This window comes from Pseudomonas sp. xss_2 (assembly GCF_043104195.1).
GTDB lineage: Bacteria > Pseudomonadota > Gammaproteobacteria > Pseudomonadales > Pseudomonadaceae > Aquipseudomonas > Aquipseudomonas urmiensis.
Genome location: NZ_JBICKL010000057.1, coordinates 75,376 through 95,351, shown reverse-complemented (window position 1 = coordinate 95,351; position 19,976 = coordinate 75,376). Strand labels below are relative to the sequence as shown.

The 19,976-nt window shown below is 61.2% G+C and carries 19 protein-coding genes; 2 read left to right on the top strand and 17 right to left on the bottom strand.

The window, feature by feature from the left end; genetic code table 11:
- Window positions 1-7 precede the first annotated feature (7 nt).
- From ACF8K2_RS13935 to sdhC, 5 genes are all read right to left on the bottom strand, one after another.
- Window positions 8-2,839, bottom strand: coding sequence for a 2-oxoglutarate dehydrogenase E1 component (locus tag ACF8K2_RS13935; RefSeq protein WP_186555704.1), 2,832 nt, complete (start codon window positions 2,837-2,839; stop codon window positions 8-10).
- A gap of 246 nt (window positions 2,840-3,085) precedes the next feature.
- Window positions 3,086-3,790 carry a succinate dehydrogenase iron-sulfur subunit gene (locus ACF8K2_RS13930; protein ID WP_172231853.1) on the bottom strand — a complete coding sequence of 235 codons (705 nt, stop codon included), beginning with the start codon at window positions 3,788-3,790 and terminating at the stop codon, window positions 3,086-3,088.
- A gap of 11 nt (window positions 3,791-3,801) precedes the next feature.
- Entirely contained in the window at window positions 3,802-5,574 is a 1,773-nt protein-coding gene (sdhA, locus tag ACF8K2_RS13925) for a succinate dehydrogenase flavoprotein subunit (protein ID WP_186555703.1), read from the bottom strand.
- A gap of 3 nt (window positions 5,575-5,577) precedes the next feature.
- Window positions 5,578-5,946 carry a succinate dehydrogenase, hydrophobic membrane anchor protein gene (gene sdhD / locus ACF8K2_RS13920; protein ID WP_186555702.1) on the bottom strand — a complete coding sequence of 123 codons (369 nt, stop codon included), beginning with the start codon at window positions 5,944-5,946 and terminating at the stop codon, window positions 5,578-5,580.
- Window positions 5,940-6,326, bottom strand: coding sequence for a succinate dehydrogenase, cytochrome b556 subunit (gene sdhC / locus ACF8K2_RS13915; protein WP_186555701.1), 387 nt, complete (start codon window positions 6,324-6,326; stop codon window positions 5,940-5,942). Before sdhC ends, sdhD begins: the two co-directional genes overlap by 7 nt.
- A gap of 351 nt (window positions 6,327-6,677) precedes the next feature.
- Here sdhC and gltA point away from each other — a divergent pair, with 351 nt between their 5' ends.
- The gene (gene gltA / locus ACF8K2_RS13910) at window positions 6,678-7,967 is read left to right on the top strand and encodes a citrate synthase (RefSeq protein ID WP_186555700.1); all 1,290 of its coding nucleotides are present in this window, start codon (window positions 6,678-6,680) and stop codon (window positions 7,965-7,967) included.
- Between the two features lie 71 nt (window positions 7,968-8,038).
- Here the strand turns inward: gltA and ACF8K2_RS13905 are convergent, their stop codons facing one another.
- From ACF8K2_RS13905 to ACF8K2_RS13865, 9 genes are all read right to left on the bottom strand, one after another.
- Window positions 8,039-8,644, bottom strand: coding sequence for an START domain-containing protein (locus ACF8K2_RS13905; protein WP_392465377.1), 606 nt, complete (start codon window positions 8,642-8,644; stop codon window positions 8,039-8,041).
- A gap of 33 nt (window positions 8,645-8,677) precedes the next feature.
- Entirely contained in the window at window positions 8,678-8,932 is a 255-nt protein-coding gene (locus ACF8K2_RS13900) for a YkgJ family cysteine cluster protein (protein WP_186555699.1), read from the bottom strand.
- A gap of 116 nt (window positions 8,933-9,048) precedes the next feature.
- On the bottom strand, window positions 9,049-9,555 hold the full coding sequence (locus ACF8K2_RS13895; RefSeq protein ID WP_392465310.1) for a hypothetical protein: 507 nt from the start codon (window positions 9,553-9,555) through the stop codon (window positions 9,049-9,051).
- Window positions 9,556-9,662: 107 nt separating this feature from the next.
- On the bottom strand, window positions 9,663-11,105 hold the full coding sequence (locus tag ACF8K2_RS13890) for a PLP-dependent aminotransferase family protein (protein WP_186555697.1): 1,443 nt from the start codon (window positions 11,103-11,105) through the stop codon (window positions 9,663-9,665).
- A 234-nt stretch (window positions 11,106-11,339) separates the two neighbouring features.
- The gene (locus ACF8K2_RS13885; protein ID WP_312152625.1) at window positions 11,340-12,149 is read right to left on the bottom strand and encodes an OmpA family protein; all 810 of its coding nucleotides are present in this window, start codon (window positions 12,147-12,149) and stop codon (window positions 11,340-11,342) included.
- Window positions 12,146-12,499, bottom strand: coding sequence for a DUF4398 domain-containing protein (locus ACF8K2_RS13880; RefSeq protein WP_186555695.1), 354 nt, complete (start codon window positions 12,497-12,499; stop codon window positions 12,146-12,148). Before ACF8K2_RS13880 ends, ACF8K2_RS13885 begins: the two co-directional genes overlap by 4 nt.
- Window positions 12,500-12,509: 10 nt before the next feature.
- Window positions 12,510-13,331, bottom strand: coding sequence for a transporter substrate-binding domain-containing protein (locus tag ACF8K2_RS13875; protein ID WP_312152626.1), 822 nt, complete (start codon window positions 13,329-13,331; stop codon window positions 12,510-12,512).
- Between the two features lie 76 nt (window positions 13,332-13,407).
- Window positions 13,408-14,337: an electron transfer flavoprotein subunit alpha/FixB family protein gene (locus ACF8K2_RS13870; RefSeq protein ID WP_186555693.1), complete on the bottom strand. Its 930-nt coding sequence runs from the start codon at window positions 14,335-14,337 to the stop codon at window positions 13,408-13,410.
- A complete protein-coding gene (locus tag ACF8K2_RS13865) occupies window positions 14,338-15,087 on the bottom strand; it encodes an electron transfer flavoprotein subunit beta/FixA family protein (protein WP_186555692.1) in 750 nt (249 codons plus the stop codon).
- A 543-nt stretch (window positions 15,088-15,630) separates the two neighbouring features.
- Between ACF8K2_RS13865 and ACF8K2_RS13860 the strand changes: the two genes are divergently transcribed.
- Complete coding sequence (locus ACF8K2_RS13860; RefSeq protein WP_392465306.1) at window positions 15,631-17,295, top strand: electron transfer flavoprotein-ubiquinone oxidoreductase; 1,665 nt, start codon at window positions 15,631-15,633, stop codon at window positions 17,293-17,295.
- A gap of 125 nt (window positions 17,296-17,420) precedes the next feature.
- Here the strand turns inward: ACF8K2_RS13860 and ACF8K2_RS13855 are convergent, their stop codons facing one another.
- The 3 genes from ACF8K2_RS13855 to ACF8K2_RS13845 all read right to left on the bottom strand — a co-directional run bounded on the left by ACF8K2_RS13855 (window position 17,421) and on the right by ACF8K2_RS13845 (window position 19,944).
- On the bottom strand, window positions 17,421-18,746 hold the full coding sequence (locus ACF8K2_RS13855) for an MFS transporter (RefSeq protein ID WP_186555690.1): 1,326 nt from the start codon (window positions 18,744-18,746) through the stop codon (window positions 17,421-17,423).
- A 69-nt stretch (window positions 18,747-18,815) separates the two neighbouring features.
- Window positions 18,816-19,301: a histidine kinase gene (locus ACF8K2_RS13850; RefSeq protein WP_186555689.1), complete on the bottom strand. Its 486-nt coding sequence runs from the start codon at window positions 19,299-19,301 to the stop codon at window positions 18,816-18,818.
- A gap of 166 nt (window positions 19,302-19,467) precedes the next feature.
- Window positions 19,468-19,944 carry a sigma-70 family RNA polymerase sigma factor gene (locus ACF8K2_RS13845; protein WP_186555688.1) on the bottom strand — a complete coding sequence of 159 codons (477 nt, stop codon included), beginning with the start codon at window positions 19,942-19,944 and terminating at the stop codon, window positions 19,468-19,470.
- Window positions 19,945-19,976: the final 32 nt, after the last annotated feature.

The following is a 19,976-nucleotide window of genomic DNA, read 5'->3' as shown; positions in this document are numbered from 1 at the left end:
TAAAGCATTAAACAGTGAAGGCGTCTTGCAGCAGTTTCTCTTGCTGCTCGGCGTGCTTCGATGCGTAACCACAGGCTGGCGCGGCGGAAGCGTCGCGGCCGGCGTATTCCAGGACCAGTGCCTTGTTGTGGCGGCCCAGGATACGGCGCATGTGGTGCTGGCTGCTGTACCAGGCGCCCTGGTTCATCGGCTCTTCCTGGCACCACACTGCAGCCTTGAGGTTGCTGTACGGGGCAAGGATTTCCACCAGGTCGTCCTCAGGGAACGGATACAGCTGCTCGATACGCACGATGGCGATGTCTTCGCGGCCTTCGGCACGGCGTTTTTCCAGCAGATCGTAGTAGACCTTGCCGCTGCACAGGACGATGCGTTCGACCTTGGCCGGATCGAGCGTGTCGATTTCCGGGATCACGGTCTGGAACGAGCCTTCGGCCAGGTCTTCCAACGTCGAGATGGCCAACTTGTGGCGCAGCAGCGACTTCGGCGTCAGGACCACCAGCGGCTTACGCAGCGGACGGATCACCTGGCGACGCAGCAGGTGGTAGATCTGGGCTGGGGTGGTCGGTACGCAGACCTGGATGTTGTGCTCAGCGCACAGCTGCAGGTAACGCTCCAGACGCGCCGAGGAGTGCTCAGGACCCTGGCCTTCGTAGCCGTGCGGCAGCAGCATGGTCAGACCGCACAGACGGCCCCACTTGTGCTCGCCACTGGTGATGAACTGGTCGATCACCACTTGCGCACCGTTGGCGAAGTCGCCGAACTGGGCTTCCCAGATCACCAGCGCGTTTGGCGTGGTGGTCGAGTAGCCGTATTCGAAGGCCAGTACCGCTTCTTCCGAGAGGAAGGAGTCGTACAGGTCAAAGCGCGGCTGGCCCGGGAACAGGTTCTGCAGCGGCACGTAGGTGCTGGCGTCCTTCTGGTTGTGCAGCACCGCGTGGCGGTGCGAGAAGGTGCCACGGCCGATATCCTGGCCGGTCATGCGGATCGGGTGACCTTCGAACTGCAGGGTGGCGTAGGCCATGGTCTCTGCATAACCCCAGTTGATCGGCAAGCCACCGGCTTGCATCTTCTGGCGATCTTCGTAGATCTTCGCGACCTGACGCTGAACGACGAAGCCTTCCGGCAGCTCAAGCAGCTTGGCCGACAGGTCCTGCAGGGTCTTGAGGTCGAAACGGGTGTCGTGACGCGCGGTCCAGGCATGGCCCAGGTATGGACGCCAGTCGACGAACAGCTCGCGGTTCGGCTCCTTGACCAGGCTCTTGACCACATGCAGGCCGTTGTCCAGGGCGTTGCGGTACTCGTCGATCTTGGCCTGAGCGCGCTCGGCGTCGATGCGACCGGCCTGGATCAGCGCCTCGGCATACAGCTCACGGGTGGTGCGCTGCTTGCTGATCTGCTGATACATCAGCGGCTGGGTACCGTTGGGCTCGTCGGCCTCGTTGTGGCCGCGACGACGGTAGCAGACCAGGTCGATGACCACGTCACGCTTGAACTGCATGCGGTAATCGATGGCCAGCTGGGTCACGAACAGCACCGCTTCCGGATCGTCACCGTTGACGTGCAGGATTGGCGCTTGAATCATCTTGGCAACGTCGGTGGCGTACTCGGTGGAACGCGAGTCCAGCGGGTTGCTGATGGTGAAACCGACCTGGTTGTTGATCACGATGTGCACGGTACCGCCGGTCTTGAAACCGCGGGTCTGCGACATCTGGAAGGTTTCCATGACCACGCCTTGGCCGGCGAAGGCCGCGTCGCCGTGGATCGAGATCGGCAGCACCTTGTCGCCAACGGTGTCGTTGCGGCGGTCCTGACGGGCGCGCACCGAACCCTCGACCACTGGCGATACGATTTCCAGGTGGGACGGGTTGAACGCCATGGCCAGGTGAACTTCGCCACCGGTGGTCATCACGTTCGAGGAGAAGCCCTGGTGATACTTCACGTCACCGGAGCCCAGCTCGTTCATCTTCTTGCCTTCGAACTCGTCGAACAGCTCGCGCGGGTTCTTGCCGAAGGTGTTGACCAGCACGTTCAGGCGGCCGCGGTGGGCCATGCCAATCACGACCTCCTTGGTGCCGTAGGAGCCGGAGCGCTGGATCATTTCGTCCAGCATCGGGATCAGGCTTTCGCCGCCTTCAAGACCGAAGCGCTTGGTGCCTGGGTACTTGGTGCCCAGGTATTTTTCCAAGCCTTCGCCTGCGGTCACGCGCTCAAGCAGGTGCGTTTGCACATCAGCGGAAAATTCCGGACGCCCACGCACGCTTTCCAGACGCTGCTGGAACCAGCTGCGCTGCTCGGAATCGACGATGTGGGTGAACTCGGCGCCGATGGTGCGACAATATGTCTTCTGCAGCGCATCGAGGATTTCGCGTAGGCTCGCTTCCTCTTTGCCGATGAACAGGTCGCCGGCACGGAAGGTCGTATCAAGATCGGCATTGGTCAAGCCGTAGTGATTGATCGACAGGTCTACGGGCGCAGGACGCTGCCACAACCCCAAGGGGTCGAGCTTGGCAGCTTGATGGCCGCGCATACGATAGGCCTGGATCAGTCGCAGAACTTCAACCTGCTTCTTCTCGTGTTCACTGCTCACGCTCCCGGCGGAAACCGGTTGGGCGCGGCGCTGGTTCTTCGCCAGCAGTACGAAATGGTCGCGGATTGTCGAGTGCGATACATCGGTAGCGGTGCTGCCGTCGGCGGGCAACTTCTGGAAGTAGGTGCGCCACTCTTCTGGCACAGCGTTAGGGTCGTGCAGGTAGAGCTCGTAGAGCTCTTCCACATATGCAGCGTTACCACCTGAAAGGTGGGCGCTTTCCCACATGCGCTGCATCACGCTTTCTTGCATGCTTGGTCACCCTCGTTCGGGGACGGATCGGCAAGCGCCTCAGCACACATGAGAAAGCCCGAGAACAGCGACTAACCACGCCACCGAGGATCCTGCAGATTTTCCGGGTACCAGCCCGGAAAGCCCCTGCTGGTCTCATATCTTCATAGGTAATGAGCGCGGGCTTTGTGGGCCCTTGCTCGGGTTTCACCTCAGCGCGGGCTCACCACCCGCGCCTTGGTGTCTTGCACTTGCAACAGCTTTGAATCAGGTGCCGCTTTGCAGCAGCATGTTACGTACGTGACCGATTGCCTTGGTAGGGTTCAGACCTTTCGGGCAAACGTTTACGCAGTTCATGATCCCGCGGCAGCGGAATACGCTGAACGGGTCATCCAGGGACGCCAGGCGCTCCTGGGTTTTGGTGTCACGGCTGTCGGCCAGGAAGCGATAAGCCTGCAGCAGAGCAGCTGGACCGAGGAACTTGTCTGGGTTCCACCAGAACGACGGGCAGGAAGTCGAGCAGCAAGCGCACAGGATGCACTCGTACAGACCGTCCAGCTTGTCGCGATCTTCCGGCGACTGCAGACGCTCGATGGCCGGAGCCGGGGTGTCGTTCTGCAGGAATGGCTTCACCTTCTCGTACTGCTTGTAGAAGATGCTCATATCGACCACCAGGTCACGAATGACCGGCAAGCCTGGCAGCGGACGCAGAATCAGCTTGTTGCCCTTGACCACGCCCGACAGCGGGGTGATGCAGGCCAGGCCGTTCTTGCCGTTCATGTTCATGCCATCGGAACCGCACACGCCTTCACGGCAGGAGCGACGGTACGAGAAACCCTCGTCCTTTTCCTTGATCAGTGCCAACACGTCCAGCACCATCAGATCTTTGCCGCCGGTATCGACGTCGAACGACTCCATCTTGGGCGCCGAGTCGGTGTCGGGGTTGTAACGATAAACTTCGACTTTCAACATAGCAGCCACCCTTAGTAAGTCCGGATTTTTGGCTCGAAGGCCGGAACGGTCTTCGGCGCAAAGTTGACGCCGCGCTTGGCAACGCGCTTCTCACCCGGGTAGTACAGGGTGTGGCACAGCCAGTTTTCGTCGTCACGGTCTTCGAAGTCTTCACGGGCGTGAGCGCCGCGCGACTCTTTACGGGCTTCGGCCGCGATGGCGGTAGCTTCGGCGACTTCCAGCAGGTTCTGCAGCTCCAGCGCTTCGATACGCGCGGTGTTGAAGGCCTGGGACTTGTCGTTGATCTTCACGTTGGCGATGCGGTCACGCAGGCCAGCCAGCTGCTCGATACCCTTCTGCATGTATTCGCCAGTACGGAATACACCGAAGTAGTTCTGCATGCAGCTCTGCAGCTCGCGCTTGAGGCTGGCAACGTCTTCGCCAGTGGAGCGCTCGTTGAGTTTGTTCAGGCGGTTCAGGGCAACTTCGATGTCGGTGTCGCTGGCGTCGAGATGCTCGATGCCGTCGCTCAGCGCCTTCTCCAGGTGCAGGCCGGCAGCACGACCGAACACCACCAGGTCGAGCAGCGAGTTGCCGCCCAGGCGGTTGGCACCGTGAACCGATACGCACGCCACTTCACCTACGGCGAACAGCCCTGGGATGATGTGATCCTTGCCTTCTTCGTCCATGGTGATGGCCTGGCCATGGATGTTGGTGGCAACGCCACCCATCATGTAGTGGCAGGTCGGGACAACCGGAACCGGAGCGACGACCGGGTCGACGTGGGCGAAGGTCTTGGACAGTTCGCAGATACCTGGCAGGCGGCTGTGCAGCACTTCCTCGCCCAGGTGGTCCAGCTTCAGCAGTACGTGGTCCTTGTTCGGGCCCACGCCGTTGCCGGCGATGATTTCCTTGACCATGGAACGGGCGACAACGTCGCGGCCGGCCAGGTCTTTCGCGTTCGGCGCGTAACGCTCCATGAAGCGCTCGCCGTGGGCGTTGATCAGGTAACCACCTTCACCGCGGCAACCTTCGGTGACCAGTACACCGGCGCCGGCGATGCCGGTCGGGTGGAACTGCCACATCTCGATGTCCTGCACCGGTACACCGGCCCGCAGGGCCATGCCGATACCGTCACCGGTATTGATCAGGGCATTGGTGGTGGAGGCGTAGATACGGCCCGCACCGCCAGTGGCCAGAACGGTGGCCTTGGACTTGATGTACATGGTTTCGCCGGTTTCGATGCAGATTGCGATCACACCGACAAAGGCGCCTTCCTGATTCTTCACCAGGTCAACGGCGTAGTACTCGTTGAGGAAGGTGGTACCGGCTTTCAGGTTGCCCTGGTACAGGGTGTGCAGCAGCGCGTGACCAGTACGGTCGGAAGCGGCACAGGTACGGGCGGCCTGGCCACCTTTACCGAAGTCCTTGGACTGACCACCGAACGGACGCTGGTAGATACGGCCGGTTTCGGTACGCGAGAACGGCAGGCCCATGTGGTCCAGCTCGAAGACCGCAGCCGGGCCTTCCTGACACATGTATTCGATAGCGTCCTGGTCACCGATGTAGTCGGAACCCTTGACGGTATCGTACATGTGCCAGCGCCAGTCATCGTTCGGGTCGGCCGAAGCGATGGCGCAGGTGATGCCGCCCTGGGCGGATACAGTGTGCGAACGGGTCGGGAAGACCTTGGTCACGACGGCAGTCTTGTGACCGCCCTGGGCCAGCTGCAGCGCTGCGCGCATGCCGGCGCCGCCGCCACCGATGATGATGGCGTCGAAGGAAATGGTTGGAATGCTAGCCATGGATCAGATACCCCAGAGAATCTGCACACCCCAGACGAAGTACGCGAACATTGCAACGCCGCATACCGCCTGGAACAGGAAACGAATCGCAGTCGCCGACTTGCCGAACGCCATTGGCGTCAGGTAGTCAGTGGCGATGGTCCACATGCCGACCCAGGCGTGAGCGCCCAGGGCCACCAGGGCCAACAGACTGAAGATACGCATCGCGTTGTTGGAGAACAGGATGTGCCACTGGGCGTAATCAATGCCCGGGTGCACCACCAGGTAGCCGATCAGGAAAATGAAATAAGCCGCGAGAACGACCGCAGAAACGCGCTGCGCCATCCAGTCATAGAGGCCCGAACGCGACAGGTTCGTGACATTGGTTACCATACCCAAACTCCCGCCAGAACGATCACCACCACGGAGATGACAATCACGATTTTCGAGCCCAGTTTGCCGCCTTCCAGCGTCTCACCGATGCCCATGTCCATGATCAGGTGGCGCACGCCTGCCACCAGGTGATACAGCAGGGCGGATAGCAGGCCCCAGGTCACCAGCTTGGCCAGCGGGCTGGTCAGACACGCTTTCACCTCAGCGAAGCCTTCCTCGGATCCGAGCGACTTGCCCAATGCATAAAGCATGATGGCAATACCCACGAAGAGGATGACACCGGAGATACGGTGAAGAATGGACGTGTATGCGGTGACAGGGAGCTTGATGGTCCTTAGGTCTAGGTTTACAGGTCGTTGGCTTTTCACGGCTTTTTTCACACTGAAGAGCCCCTAGCTAACAGGGCAAAGTTGTTGGTAAGTGTACTGGTCAGGTACCCACCACCCAGAGAACGGCGACCCCCATCAGGTCGGGCTTGCAAGCCCCTGGCGGTCGGCTGCCGAGTATAGACAGTTAGGCTGCTTATGACAACGTGAGGGGCTAGCCCAAATAGCGCATTGCCTTTAGCGAGCAAAAGGCGTAAATGGGCGACAATTTCGTGAAAAATCAGGGCTTAGAGGGCATTTCAACCAGCCTTTAGGCAAATTGACATTCGAATTTATCCCTCTATAGTGGTGCGGGCCCTGCGTGGGGGGTCTGTCTGATGATTTCTAGCATTAATAGGAGGCCACATGGCTGACAAAAAAGCGCAGTTGGTCATCGAGGGCGCTGCCCCCGTCGAGCTGCCCATTTTAACCGGCACCGTTGGTCCCGATGTAATCGACGTCCGCGGGTTGGGGGCTACCGGTCACTTCACCTTCGACCCTGGTTTCATGGCGACTGCCTCGTGCGAGTCGAAGATCACCTATATCGACGGCGACAAGGGTGTCCTGCTGCACCGCGGCTACCCGATCGAACAACTCGCCGAGAAATCGGACTACCTCGAAACCTGCTACCTGCTGCTCAACGGCGAACTGCCGAACGCTGAGCAGAAGGCCCAGTTCGTCAGCACCGTGAAGAACCACACCATGGTCCACGAGCAGCTGAAGTCCTTCTTCAACGGTTTCCGCCGCGACGCTCACCCGATGGCGGTGATGTGCGGTGTGGTTGGCGCCCTCTCGGCGTTCTACCACGACTCCCTGGATATCAATAACCCGCAACACCGCGAAATCTCCGCGGTGCGCCTGGTCGCCAAGATGCCGACCCTGGCCGCGATGGTTTACAAGTACTCCATGGGCCAGCCGATGATGTACCCGCGCAACGACCTGTCGTACGCGGAGAACTTCCTGCACATGATGTTCAACACTCCGTGCGAGATCAAACCGATCAGCCCGGTGCTGGCCAAGGCAATGGACCGGATCTTCATCCTCCATGCCGACCACGAGCAGAACGCCTCCACCTCTACCGTGCGTCTGGCCGGCTCTTCCGGTGCCAACCCGTTCGCCTGTATCGCAGCCGGCATCGCCGCACTGTGGGGCCCGGCACACGGCGGCGCCAACGAAGCTGTACTGACCATGCTCGATGAGATCGGCGATGTGTCCAACATCGACAAGTTCATCGCCAAGGCCAAGGACAAGAACGATCCGTTCAAGCTGATGGGCTTCGGTCACCGGGTCTACAAGAACCGCGACCCGCGCGCCACCGTCATGAAGCAGACCTGCGACGAAGTCCTGCGCGAGCTGGGCATCAAGAACGACCCGCAGCTGCAACTGGCCATGCGCCTGGAAGAGATCGCCCTGACCGATCCGTACTTCATCGAGCGCTCGCTGTACCCGAACGTCGACTTCTACTCGGGGATCATCCTCAAGGCGATCGGCATCCCTACCAGCATGTTCACCGTGATCTTCGCCCTGGCACGTACCGTGGGCTGGATCTCGCACTGGAAAGAAATGCTCTCCAGCCCGTACAAGATTGGCCGCCCGCGCCAGCTGTACACTGGCGAACCGCAGCGTGACATCGTCAACCTGACGGATCGCAAGTAAGCTCATCGAGCTGAACGCAAAAAGGCTGCCCTCGGGCAGCCTTTTTTGTTCGTCCGGTTCGCAGCCCCGTCTCAGGGCTTCTCAGCGCGCTCACGCAGCGCTTTGAGCGTATTGAACGGCGCATCGACCACGAACTTGTTGGCCACCATCGCCGGCACGCTGCCACCTGGCTCGGTATGCACCTGGTAGGTCACCTCAGTGCTGTCACCCTGGGGCACCAGCTTCCAGAAACCCTCGACCTTGGCCACCCGCACATAGCCCTTCTCTTCAGGGAGGTACTGCGGTTTCTCTTCCAGCGTACGGGTCAAGCTGCCGTCCGCCCCTTGAACCGTGGTCACTTGCAGGATCGAGTCGCGCGGGGTTACTGGCCACGGCGTATTGAACTGGGTATAGGTCCAGCTCTGATCACCTTCGTGCTTGAGCAGTTTCTGCGACTTGCACTCGTGAATCCAGGTGCAGGCCCCGACCACATCCTCCTGCAACGCCTTGACCTTGGCCAAGGGCGCCTTGATCACGGCCACCCCGCGATACGCCTTGTACTTGGAGCCTGCGACCTCACTGAGGGACACCTTGATGCCCTCCTCGTCCTTGGCCACCTGCCAGTTTTCGGCCCAGGCGGCAGGCGCCAGCAGGACACCCATGCCACACAGCAGTGCAATACGCGTGAACGATCTCATCATCTTTATCCTTGTTGTCGAAGATCCAGCCAATCACGCCGCCGTCATCTGCTCCAGCCAACCGAGTAATCTGATCGCCTCATCACTGTCACTGCCACACACTTCCACATCCGCCTTGAAGCCACCGCACACCGCCGGGCGCTCAGGTCGGCCGAACAGCTCGCAAAGATTCTGCGCAGTCAGGTGCAGGCAACGCTCTCCGGCCGGCTTGCCGTTGGGCATTCGCGGCATCGGCGAACTGATGGAAGGGGCAATGCAGCAGGCGCCGCAACCCTCTCGGCATTTCATGAAAACAGGACTCCCTGGAACGAAACGGGACGAACGTCCCTGGATAGTAACCGCTCAAACATACGTTTGAAATTGCTGGCCGGATGAAATTGCCGTGACCTGGCAGTCAGTTCCGGCTACTGGCGAAACTCAAAATCGATGGCCGCCCCTTCGACATCATGGCGACTGTCATTGCGCAGCTGCAGCTGCATTTCGTTGCTGATCAGCCGGCCATTGAGCTGGAACGGGCTGTCATCGACCGGCGGGGTCTGCGGGAACATCGACGGCAGCAAAGGCTTGCGCCGCGATTTGCCGGTGGATTTCGAGGTATTAACGTTGGGCTCGAGCTGATTGACCATTTCCAGGGGCAGACTCAGGTCGAGCTTGGGCTTGGGCAGCGGCTTGGCCACTGCCTTGCTGACCGCCTTGCGTTTCACCTTGGCCGCAGGCTTGGCCTTGTTGCGACTGACAGCCTTGGCCGGGGCCTTGTTAGTCTTGGTCGCGACAGGCTTTTTCGCGGACTTGGCCGGGGCACTCTTGGCCGCTGCCGCCTTGGTTTGCGGCTGGGCAGCCTGCAACATACCGCTGGACAGGCACAGCGGCGCAAGACAGAGCAACAGGGCAAAAGAGCGAAGCGCTTTCATGGACATCAGGTACTGGCATAAAGATGCGTATGCTGTCTGTTCCGCCCGCATCTGGCAAGACAGGCTTTGTGCGAAAAGTCACCATTGGGCGACATTGCGCACAACGCCTAGAACAGCGAGCCGGTCGACTCCTTGCACAACTGATGGGCCAGCAAGCCAAGGGTAATCACCGCCCGCTCCGCCTCTTTGTTCCACGGAATACCGCAGTTCAGGCGAATACAGTGGTTGAATTGCTCGGTATTGCTGAAGATCAGCCCAGGCGCAATGCTGATGCCCTGCTCCAGCGCACGCACGTGCAAGTCCTGAGTATTGACCCGCCCTGGCAGGCTGACCCACAAAATGAAGCCGCCGGTAGGCCGGGTCATCTGTGTACCTTCAGGGAAGTGCTGCTGCACCGCGAGCTGATAAGCGCTGAGGTTCTTGCGGTATTCCTGGCGAATGAAGCGCAGATGGCGATCATAGCCGCCGTTCTCCAGATAGGCCGCCACCCCCATCTGCGTCACACTGCAAGCTGAGTGGGTAGTGAAGGTCTGCAAACGCTGGATCTCGGCCTGATAGCGCCCAGCGATCATCCAGCCTACCCGCACACCCGGCGACAAGGTCTTGGAAAAGCTTGAGCAATAGATCACCCGATCGAGGCGATCGAAGGCCTTGAGCGCCTTGGTTCGCCCCTGCTCGAACATCAGCTCGCCGTAGATATCGTCCTCGACGATCTGGATGTCGAAATCCGATGCCAGGCGCAGCAGTTGCTTTTGGCGCTCTTCAGGGATGGTGCCGCCGAGCGGATTACTCAAGCGCGCGGTCAACACCAAGGCCTTGATCGACCACTGGTTAGCCGCCAGCTGCAAGGCTTCCAGGCTGATCCCGGTGGACGGATCACTGGGGATCTCGATGACTTTCAGGCCCAACAAGTCGGCCAATTGCAGCAAGCCATAATAAGTCGGCGACTCAGCAGCGATCAGATCACCCGGCCGGGTCAGCACCCGCAACGACATCTGCAAGGCATCGACACAGCCATGGGTCACGATCACTTCACGCGGATCGACCAGTACCCCGGCATCACGCATGCGAATAGCAATTTGCCGGCGCAGTGGCTCAAAGCCGGGGCTGAACATGTAACTGAACGCCCGCGGGCTATGAAAGCGAGTGACCTTGGCCAACTGCTGATGCAGCGCCCTGACCGGCAGGTAATCCACGTGCGGCACCGCCGCGCCGAACGGAAACACGCCATCGCGACGGGCCTCGGTCAGCACTTGCTGAATGATGCTGGCACGCGTGACCAACCCGGGGCGCTCGACCCGGGCGATGTCCGGGGTCTGCGCGGTCAGCGCTGGAGTCTGGTGCACGTAGTAGCCAGACTGTGGCCGGGCGCGGATCAAGCCCTGATCTTCGAGGTTGGCGTAGGCCTGCAACACCGTGGCATGGCTGACATTGAGCTGGGCGCTCATCTTGCGCACGGAGGGCACGCGTTCGCCTGGCTGGTAGACACCGCGACGGATGTCATCGGCCAGTTGCTGGGCGATGCGCTGGTAAAGCAGCAGGTTGGTCATGACGGTGTTCTCGAAGCGCGGACAGGTCGTTGTTGTTGTGCGACACACTGAGAGGCAGAGTACCGGAACAGTTGCAAAGTGTACTGGGACAGATTGCAGAATAGTCGACAACACAGTGGCGTGACCAGCGCCTTGAAGCGCCGATGTCGTGCTCAGAACAACCTAGGCAGGAGGCGTCTTGTCGCGGCGAGCTGCCGCAAAGGGGCGCCAGGCGCCCCCCACCCTGCTCCAAGATCACCGCGGGGCGGCGAGCTTGCCTTTATCGTCAGAGAATACGATCTCAACCCGGCGATTCTGCGCCCTGCCCCGCTCCGAGGCATTGGCTTCGATCGGATATTGATCGCCATAACCTTCGACCTGGATACGCTTTTCATCGACCCCCAAGTCGACCAGCATGTCCGCCACCGACTGGGCACGATCACGCGACAATTTGAGATTGTCTTGCGCAGTACCGGTGCTGTCGGTATAGCCCTCGATTCGCACCACTCGACGCGGATTGAGCTGAAGGAACTGCACCAACTTGAGTACGGTGCGGCTAGCCGAATTCTTAAGATCCGCCCGCCCGGTATCGAACAACACATCGCCCAGGGTCATCACCAAGCCACGATCGGTCTGCTCGGAGGCCAGCGCAGCGATTTGCGCCTCAACCCACTTGCCTTGTTGCTGCACACTGGCCAACTTGGCCTCGCGCAGGGCCAGTTGCAGGCGCTGGCGATCCAGGTCGAGCTTGGCGATCCGCTCCTGGTTGAGCGCAAGCTTGGCATGCTCAGCGGCAATCTCACTGTAGCGCTGGCTCAGGTAGGCGTAGTGACGCACATCGGCACCGGTGCCGATGTAGCTGGACAGGCGCTCGGCCCGGGCCAACGACTCACCGGCACGGATCACATCACGCGGCGCACTGCGCAGCACGTTGGAATCGTCCTTGACCTTCTGGAACGCCGCACTGGCCTCATCCAGGGCCGACTCGCTGCGCTGACTGGCACAGCCCTGCAAGCCGACCAGGGCCAGCAAGGTCAGCGCGGCCATTGGCTTGAAGCGCATCATGGCTGCACCTCCAGCTGTTTGCGCAAGCGTTTGACGCGCGACTGCAGCAGTTCGAGCTGCTCCTCGCTCTTGTGGGTCAGCACCCGCGCCTCGGCCAGGCGTGCATCGAGCTCGGCCTGTTCGGCGCGCATGCGCGCATCGCGATGGTCTTCGGTGGCCAGGTTGCTCTTGGCTCGGGCCAGCTTGTCTTCGGCCAGCTTGAGCTCGGGCACCTGCTCGGTGGCGCCGACCGCCTTGGCCTGTTCCAGCGCCTGCTCGGACAGGCGCAACTGTTCATTGGGCGCCGGGTCATTGGCGCAACCGGCCAGGCCGAGTGCGGCCATCGCCAGAATCAAGGGTTGGATTCTCAACGCAATCTTCCTACTGTTTGGGGGCGTCCAGCGGCGCCTGCATCTGCGCCTTCCAGCGCTCGACATTACGTTGCAGGACAGCCTCGGACGCACCGGAGATCGGCAATTCTGTCAGCTTTTTAGCCAGTTGTCCGCGCAACCAGCTGTCGTTGCAGGCCGAATTGTGCGACAGCGCCAGGTACAGGCCCGGCCGATCCACCGGCAGGCCGCGCGCGATCAGGTCATTGGCCATGCCCAGCCCCTGCACCATGGCCATGCCCGAGTAGCGGCCAGCCAGCACATAATCGACCTGGCCCAGCACCAGCTTCTGGAATGCCTGGGTCAGGTTCTGCGACGGCGTCAGCTTGAGCTGGGCCTTGGCGAAGGCATCGAAGGCCGGCGTCAGCCGAGCGCGCTCGGACAGGCTGCCCTGGTACTGGGCCAGGTCCGCCGGGCCGTCGAACTGCACATTGCCATCGTGGCGAGTCCACACCAGGTATTCGTTCAGTTGCAGGGGCGGATGGATGTAGTCCAGCGCGGTCAGCTGCTGCACTTGCATGGGCGTGTCGAGCAACAGGTCCATGCGCCCGCTACGCACTTCTTCCAGGGCCTGATCGCGCTTGCCGGCATGCAGCACCTCGACCGTCACCCCCAGTTCACTGGCAACTTGGCGCAGCAAATCGACATTGGCGCCGATCAGATGGCGAGGGTCTTTTGGGTCTTGCCAGGAATAGGGGGGAGCATCCGGGCTGCCGGTCGCCACCAGGCGCTCGCATTTACCCGCCGCCATCGCCAGCGGCGACAGCAACGCCGCCAGGCAAGCCAGCAGCGGGCCCGTTCCGCGATACTTCATGCGCTACTCCTTGCAGCCATAAAAAAAGCCCGACCCTCGATGAGGGCCGGGCTTCTTTATAAGTGAAGCAGGCGAATCAGACCAGCTTTTCCAGCTCTGGAACGGCTTCGAACAGGTCCGCGACCAGGCCGTAGTCAGCCACCTGGAAGATCGGCGCCTCTTCATCCTTGTTGATCGCAACGATCACCTTGGAGTCTTTCATACCGGCCAAGTGCTGGATTGCGCCGGAGATGCCGACCGCGATGTACAGCTGCGGGGCGACGATCTTGCCGGTCTGGCCGACCTGCATGTCGTTGGGCACAAAACCTGCGTCGACCGCGGCGCGCGAAGCACCGACGGCGGCGCCAAGCTTGTCGGCCAGGGCATACAGGTGCTTGAAGTTGTCACCGTTGCCCATGCCACGGCCGCCGGAAACGACGATCTTGGCAGCGGTCAGTTCAGGACGGTCGGACTTGGCCAGCTCTTCACCGACGAACGCCGATTTGCCCGCATCGTGCGCCGAGGCAACCGCCTCGACCGCAGCCGAACCACCCTCGGCGGCGACAGCGTCGAAGCCGGTGGTACGCACGGTGATGACCTTGACCGCAGCGCTCGATTGCACGGTGGCAATGGCGTTACCGGCGTAGATCGGACGCTTGAAGGTATCGGCCGATTCAACCGAGATGATCTCGGAGATCTGGTCGACATCGAGCAGCGCAGCAACGCGTGGCAGGATGTTCTTGCCGTTGGTGGTGGCGGGGGCCAGCACGTGGCTGTAGCCCTTGGCCAGCTCAGCTACCAGCGGCGCGACGTTTTCCGGCAGCAGGTGGGCGTAGGCTGCGTTATCGGCAACCAGCACCTTAGCCACGCCAGCGATCTTGGCCGCAGCCTCAGCGACGCCACCGACGTTCTGGCCTGCGACCAGCACATTGACATCGCCACCGATCTTGGCAGCAGCGGCGACAGTGTTCAGGGTAGCCGGGGCAACGGCACCGTTTTCGTATTCAGCGACAACCAGGATAGTCATTTAGATTACCTTCGCCTCGTTCTTCAGTTTCTCGACCAGTTCGGCCACCGACTTGACCTTGATGCCAGCGCTGCGAGCAGCCGGCGCTTCAACTTTCAGGGTCTTGGTGGTGGAGGCGGTGGAAACGCCCAGCGCGTCTGGAGTCACGGTCTCCAGCGGCTTCTTCTTGGCCTTCATGATGTTGGGCAGCGACGCGTAGCGCGGCTCGTTCAGACGCAGGTCGGTGGTGACGATCGCTGGCAGGTTGAGCGCAACGGTCTGCAGGCCGCCATCGATTTCACGGGTGACATTGAGCTTGTCGCCAGCCACTTCGACCTTGGAGGCGAAGGTGCCTTGGGCGTAGCCTGTCAGCGCCGCCAGCATCTGGCCAGTCTGGTTGTTGTCACTGTCGATGGCCTGCTTGCCGAGGATCACCAGCTGTGGCTGCTCCTTGTCGACCAGGGCCTTGAGCGCCTTGGCCACGGCCAGCGAGTTCAGCTCGTCGCTGGTCTCGACCAGGATGGCGCGATCAGCACCCAGCGCCAGCGCGGTGCGCAGTTGCTCTTGGGCTGCGGTCGGGCCGACGGCGACGGCGACGATCTCGGTCACAACGCCCTTCTCTTTCAGGCGCACGGCTTCTTCCACGGCGATTTCGCAGAAGGGGTTCATGGACATCTTGACGTTTGCAAGGTCGACGCCGGAGTTGTCCGCCTTGACGCGAACCTTGACGTTGTAGTCGACCACTCGTTTGACAGCTACAAGAACCTTCATGGATTCCTCGTTACTCTCCGGTGAAAAGAATGTCGCCTGGGGCTGGCCCGGCGATTGCGCGTGGGTACAAGGGCACCTCTAAAAACGTTGCGGGGCGAGCGATCTTCACAGTGACCAATCAGTCTTGTTCAGACCCTGCCGGCAAAACCCGCGAGTCATTTTCTGTCGTGACGTGTAAACTCCACTACACAACGGGTTTTAGCCTCAAAACCCTGCTCTACGCCTGGTCTTTAGGGGTGCACCTGCGCCCGACGGTCAGCCTACGGCGAGCGTAAAACCGCTCGTATCTTGACCGTAACACCCATCCCGGTCAATACGGCAAATCGGCCAGCCTCCAGCCGCGTCCCTGTGATTTTACTGGGCTGCGGCAAATTCAAACAAACGTTTGTATTGGACCCGCCGAGTGGTGTAGATATAATGCGCGCCAAGACAAAACGGTGTAGTCCGCCATCCGCAAAGCTACAGCATAGATAGCTGCGAGTGACCCACCGATAAAACCCACAAGACAAGCAACAGCGATGAGCCTTGAGTAGGAGAGAACCAGTGGAACGCGAATACATGGAATTCGACGTGGTCATTGTCGGCGCCGGGCCGGCAGGCCTGTCCGCCGCCTGCCGCCTGAAGCAGAAGGCCGCCGAAGCCGGTAGCGAGATCAGCGTCTGCGTGGTCGAGAAAGGCTCCGAAGTCGGTGCGCACATCCTCTCTGGTGCGGTGTTCGAGCCGCGCGCGCTCAACGAGCTGTTCCCCGATTGGAAAGAGCTCGGCGCGCCACTGAACACCGAGGTCAAGCGCGACGACATCTATGTGCTCAAGGACCAGGGCAGTTCGGTCAAGGTACCCGACCTGTTCGTGCCCAAGACCATGCACAACCAAGGCAACTACATCATCTCGCTGGGCAACCTGTGCCGCTGGCTGGCCCAGCAGGCCGAGAACCTGGGCGTGGAAATCTACCCAGGCTTCGCAGCCCAAGAAGCGCTGTTCGATGAAAACGGCGTGGTTCGCGGCATCGTCACCGGCGACTTGGGCGTCGACCGCGAAGGCAACCCCAAAGACGGCCTGTACACCCCAGGCATGGAGCTGCGCGCCAAGTACACCCTGTTTGCCGAAGGCTGCCGTGGCCACATCGGCAAGCAGCTGATCAAGCGCTTCAACCTCGACAGCGAATCCGACGTCCAGCACTACGGCATCGGCATCAAGGAAATCTGGGAAATCGACGCGGCCAAGCATGAGCAAGGCCTGGTGGTGCACACCGCCGGCTGGCCGCTGGATGTGGTCAGCAGCGAAAATACCGGTGGCTCGTTCCTGTATCACCTGGAAAACAACCAGGTGGTGGTCGGTTTGATCGTCGACCTGTCCTACGCCAACCCGTACCTGTCGCCGTTCGACGAGTTCCAGCGACTCAAGCACCACCCGGTGATCAGCCAGTACCTCGAAGGCGGCAAGCGCATCAGCTACGGCGCCCGCGCGATCTGCAAGGGCGGCTACAACTCGCTGCCCAAGATGGTCTTCAACGGTGGCGCGCTGATCGGTTGCGACCTGGGCACGCTGAACTTCGCCAAGATCAAAGGCAGCCACACGGCGATGAAATCCGGCATGCTCGCCGCCGATGCAGTGGCTGACGCGCTGATCGCCGGTAGCGAGGGCGGCGATGCGCTGACCACTTACGTTGACGCATTCAAAGCCAGCTGGCTGCATGACGAGCTGTTCGCCAGCCGTAACTTCGGCCCGGCCATGCATAAGTTCGGCCCGCTGTTTGGCGCAGCCTTCAACTATGTCGACCAGAACTGGTTCGGCGGCAAGCTGCCGTTCACCCTGCGCGACACCAAGCCCGATTACGCTTGCCTGAAGCTTGCGGCCGACTCGAAGAAGATCGACTACCCCAAACCCGACGGCAAGCTCAGTTTCGACAAGCTCAGCTCGGTATTCCTCTCCAGCACCAACCATGAAGAGGAACAACCCTGCCACCTGAAGCTGACCGACCCGAACATCCCGATCGCCAGCAACCTGCCGCTGTACGACGAGCCGGCTCAGCGCTATTGCCCGGCCGGGGTCTACGAGGTGGTCACCCAGGAAGACGGCACCAAGCGCTTCCAGATCAACGCGCAGAACTGCGTGCACTGCAAGACCTGCGACATCAAGGACCCGGCCCAGAACATTACCTGGGTCACCCCTGAAGGTGCCGGTGGGCCGAACTACCCGAACATGTAAGTGCATCGCGCTGTATGAAAAAGCCCCCTGGCCGTGAGGTCAGGGGGCTTTTTTGTACGCAAGGCGGTGGGCCGAGACGCATGCAGAAGTGTCTAGGTCGCTCGTGAGAGCGAGCGCCACCCGCGTTATTTCTCAGCACACATGACCGGCACCGCCTGCGAATCGAACACCAACCGCTCCCGCCCCTTGAAATACAGAGCCGTAAGCAAGCCGACCATGCCCATCAGCAGACAAAAGCCGACACACACCCACGGGCTCCACGGCATCAAGGCAATCAGCGCCAGCGGCGTGGTACTGGCCCATAAGGCGTAGGCGACGTTGTAGGTGAAGGAAATACCCGACACGCGGATCTGCGCCGGAAACAGCCCGACCATCACCGACGGCACCACGCCGACCACCCCACAGCACAGTCCGGCCAGGGCATAGGCCGGCCAGATCAGGCTCCACTGCCCCACCAGGCTGGCATACAGCGCGCCAATCCCAACAGGCAGCAACAGGCTGTAGATCTTCAGCGCCCGCCAGGCGCCCAGGCGGTCGACCAGCAACCCGGCCAACACGCAGCCGATATTCAAGAACACGATGCCAACGCTGCTCAAGGCAAAGGTCTGCCCGGCCGCAATGCCAAAGCGCTGCTGCATCACGGTTGGGGTGATCACCACCAACACCACCACCGCCGAGGTCAATACGCAGGTCAGCAACGCCGCCGGCAGCAACGCCCGGCGATGCTCGCGCAACACCTGGCGCAGCGGGAACGCCACCGGCTGCTCGCGACGCTCGCGCAAGGCAAGAAATACCGGCGTCTCGCTCAGCCAGCGGCGCAGCCACACGCCGATCACCCCAAACACCCCGCCCAGCAGGAACGGATAGCGCCAGGCGTAATCGAGAATTTCCTGCGGGCTGAACAGTTGCGCCAGCAAGGTCGCCGTCAGCGCGCCCAGCAGGTAACCGAAGGTCAGCCCCGCCTGCAGAAAGCCCAAGGCATAACCGCGCCGCCCTTCGGGCGCATGCTCGGCGACAAAGGTCCAGGCACTGGGCACCTCCCCGCCCACGGCGGCGCCCTGCAAGATACGCAACGCCAACAGGATCAGCGGCGCCGCGTAGCCGATATCGGCATAGGTCGGCATCACCCCGATCAACAGGCATGGCAGGGCCATCATCAGGATGCTCAGGCTGAACACCCGCTTGCGCCCCAGATGATCGGCAAAGTGCGCCATCAGGATGCCGCCCAACGGGCGCGCAAGATAACCGGTGACGAAAATCCCGAAACTCTGCAGCAGGCGCAGCCACTCGGGCATCTCAGGCGGGAAGAACAATTGGCTGAGGGTCAGGGCGAAGAACACGAAAATGATGAAATCGTAGATCTCCAACGCGCCGCCCAACGCCGCCAGGCCCAGGGTCCGGTGGTCGCCACGGGTAAACCGGGGCTGGCGAGCGGTATCGATGGCAGTCATGGCAGGGGTCCGCAGATCGGCAAAGGGCAAGAGGATAGCAAATGCCCGCGGCCTGTTGCCGCATGCCGTTCAGCTTGAGCGACTGAATACCGTCTGGGCGAAGTTCAGCCGCTGGCGCGGATAGGCCGAATGACCGGACAGGCCCGGCGGCAGAGCCACCTGCCCGACCACCACCGGCAAGTCGATGATCGACATGAACGACTCCAGCGCCTCGCTATCTGGCACCTTGGGCAGGCTGATGCTCACCGCCTTGCGCTCGCTCTGCGCCACCGCCGGTACTTTCAGGTGTTGCGAGTGATAGAGCAAGGCGTGCTGAATCTGCGTGCTGACCCGACAAAAACGCGCCAGGTCGACACCGGCATGGCTGGCCAGGTCGATATTGCCAATCAGCAGGTTGAACGGCTGCAATGCGCATTGCACCAGGCGCTGCAGGTCATCGAAGTTGTCTACCGGGGCGATCCGGTAATAACCCAGGGCATTGAGCATCTTCTCCAGCTGCAAGCGTTGGCTGGGGTGCTCGTCGGCGATGAGGATGCGCATGCATTTGTTTGGCATCGATCGAACCTGGGCAGCAAGGTGATGGGAACTCCCTGACCATACTGCGCCAGTACAGGCAATCGCCAGGGCGATGCCTGGAGAGGGTCTTCATTGATAGTTGTCCTGAAACCCGGAGAAATCAAGTCGCCAGCACTGGGATTTGTCGCCCATCGCCCAGTTTTGCTCAGGATTCCCACTGACGCATGCGCACCCGGCAGTGCTTCATGGCATTGACGATGTGCTTTTCCACGAGACTGCGCGAAATACCCAGGTGTTCGGCGATCTGCTGGTGCGACATGCCGTCGAGTTTACGCAACAGAAAACTGTCACGACACGGCGCGCTGAGCTCATCCAAGGCACGCTGCATCAGCGCCAGGCGCTGGTTCAATTGCATGCTCTGGGACGGGGCCGGGCTGTGCCAGCGCTCGTCAAGGTCGAGCACCTCCAGCGGTTCGGCCTTGCGTACCAGATGGCGCCGATGGCGATCGATCACCAGGTTCATCGCCGTGCGATAGAGGAAGGCGCGCGGGTTCTCGATCTGCTCAGGCTCGTTACGCTCCAGCACCCGCAGGTAGGCATCATGGATAACATCTTCCGCCGCCTGACGATTACCCAGGCGCGCACTGAGGAAGCTCACCAACTCGCGATAGTAATGTTCCACGACGGCACCTGGCATGTCCCTGCACAACGGCG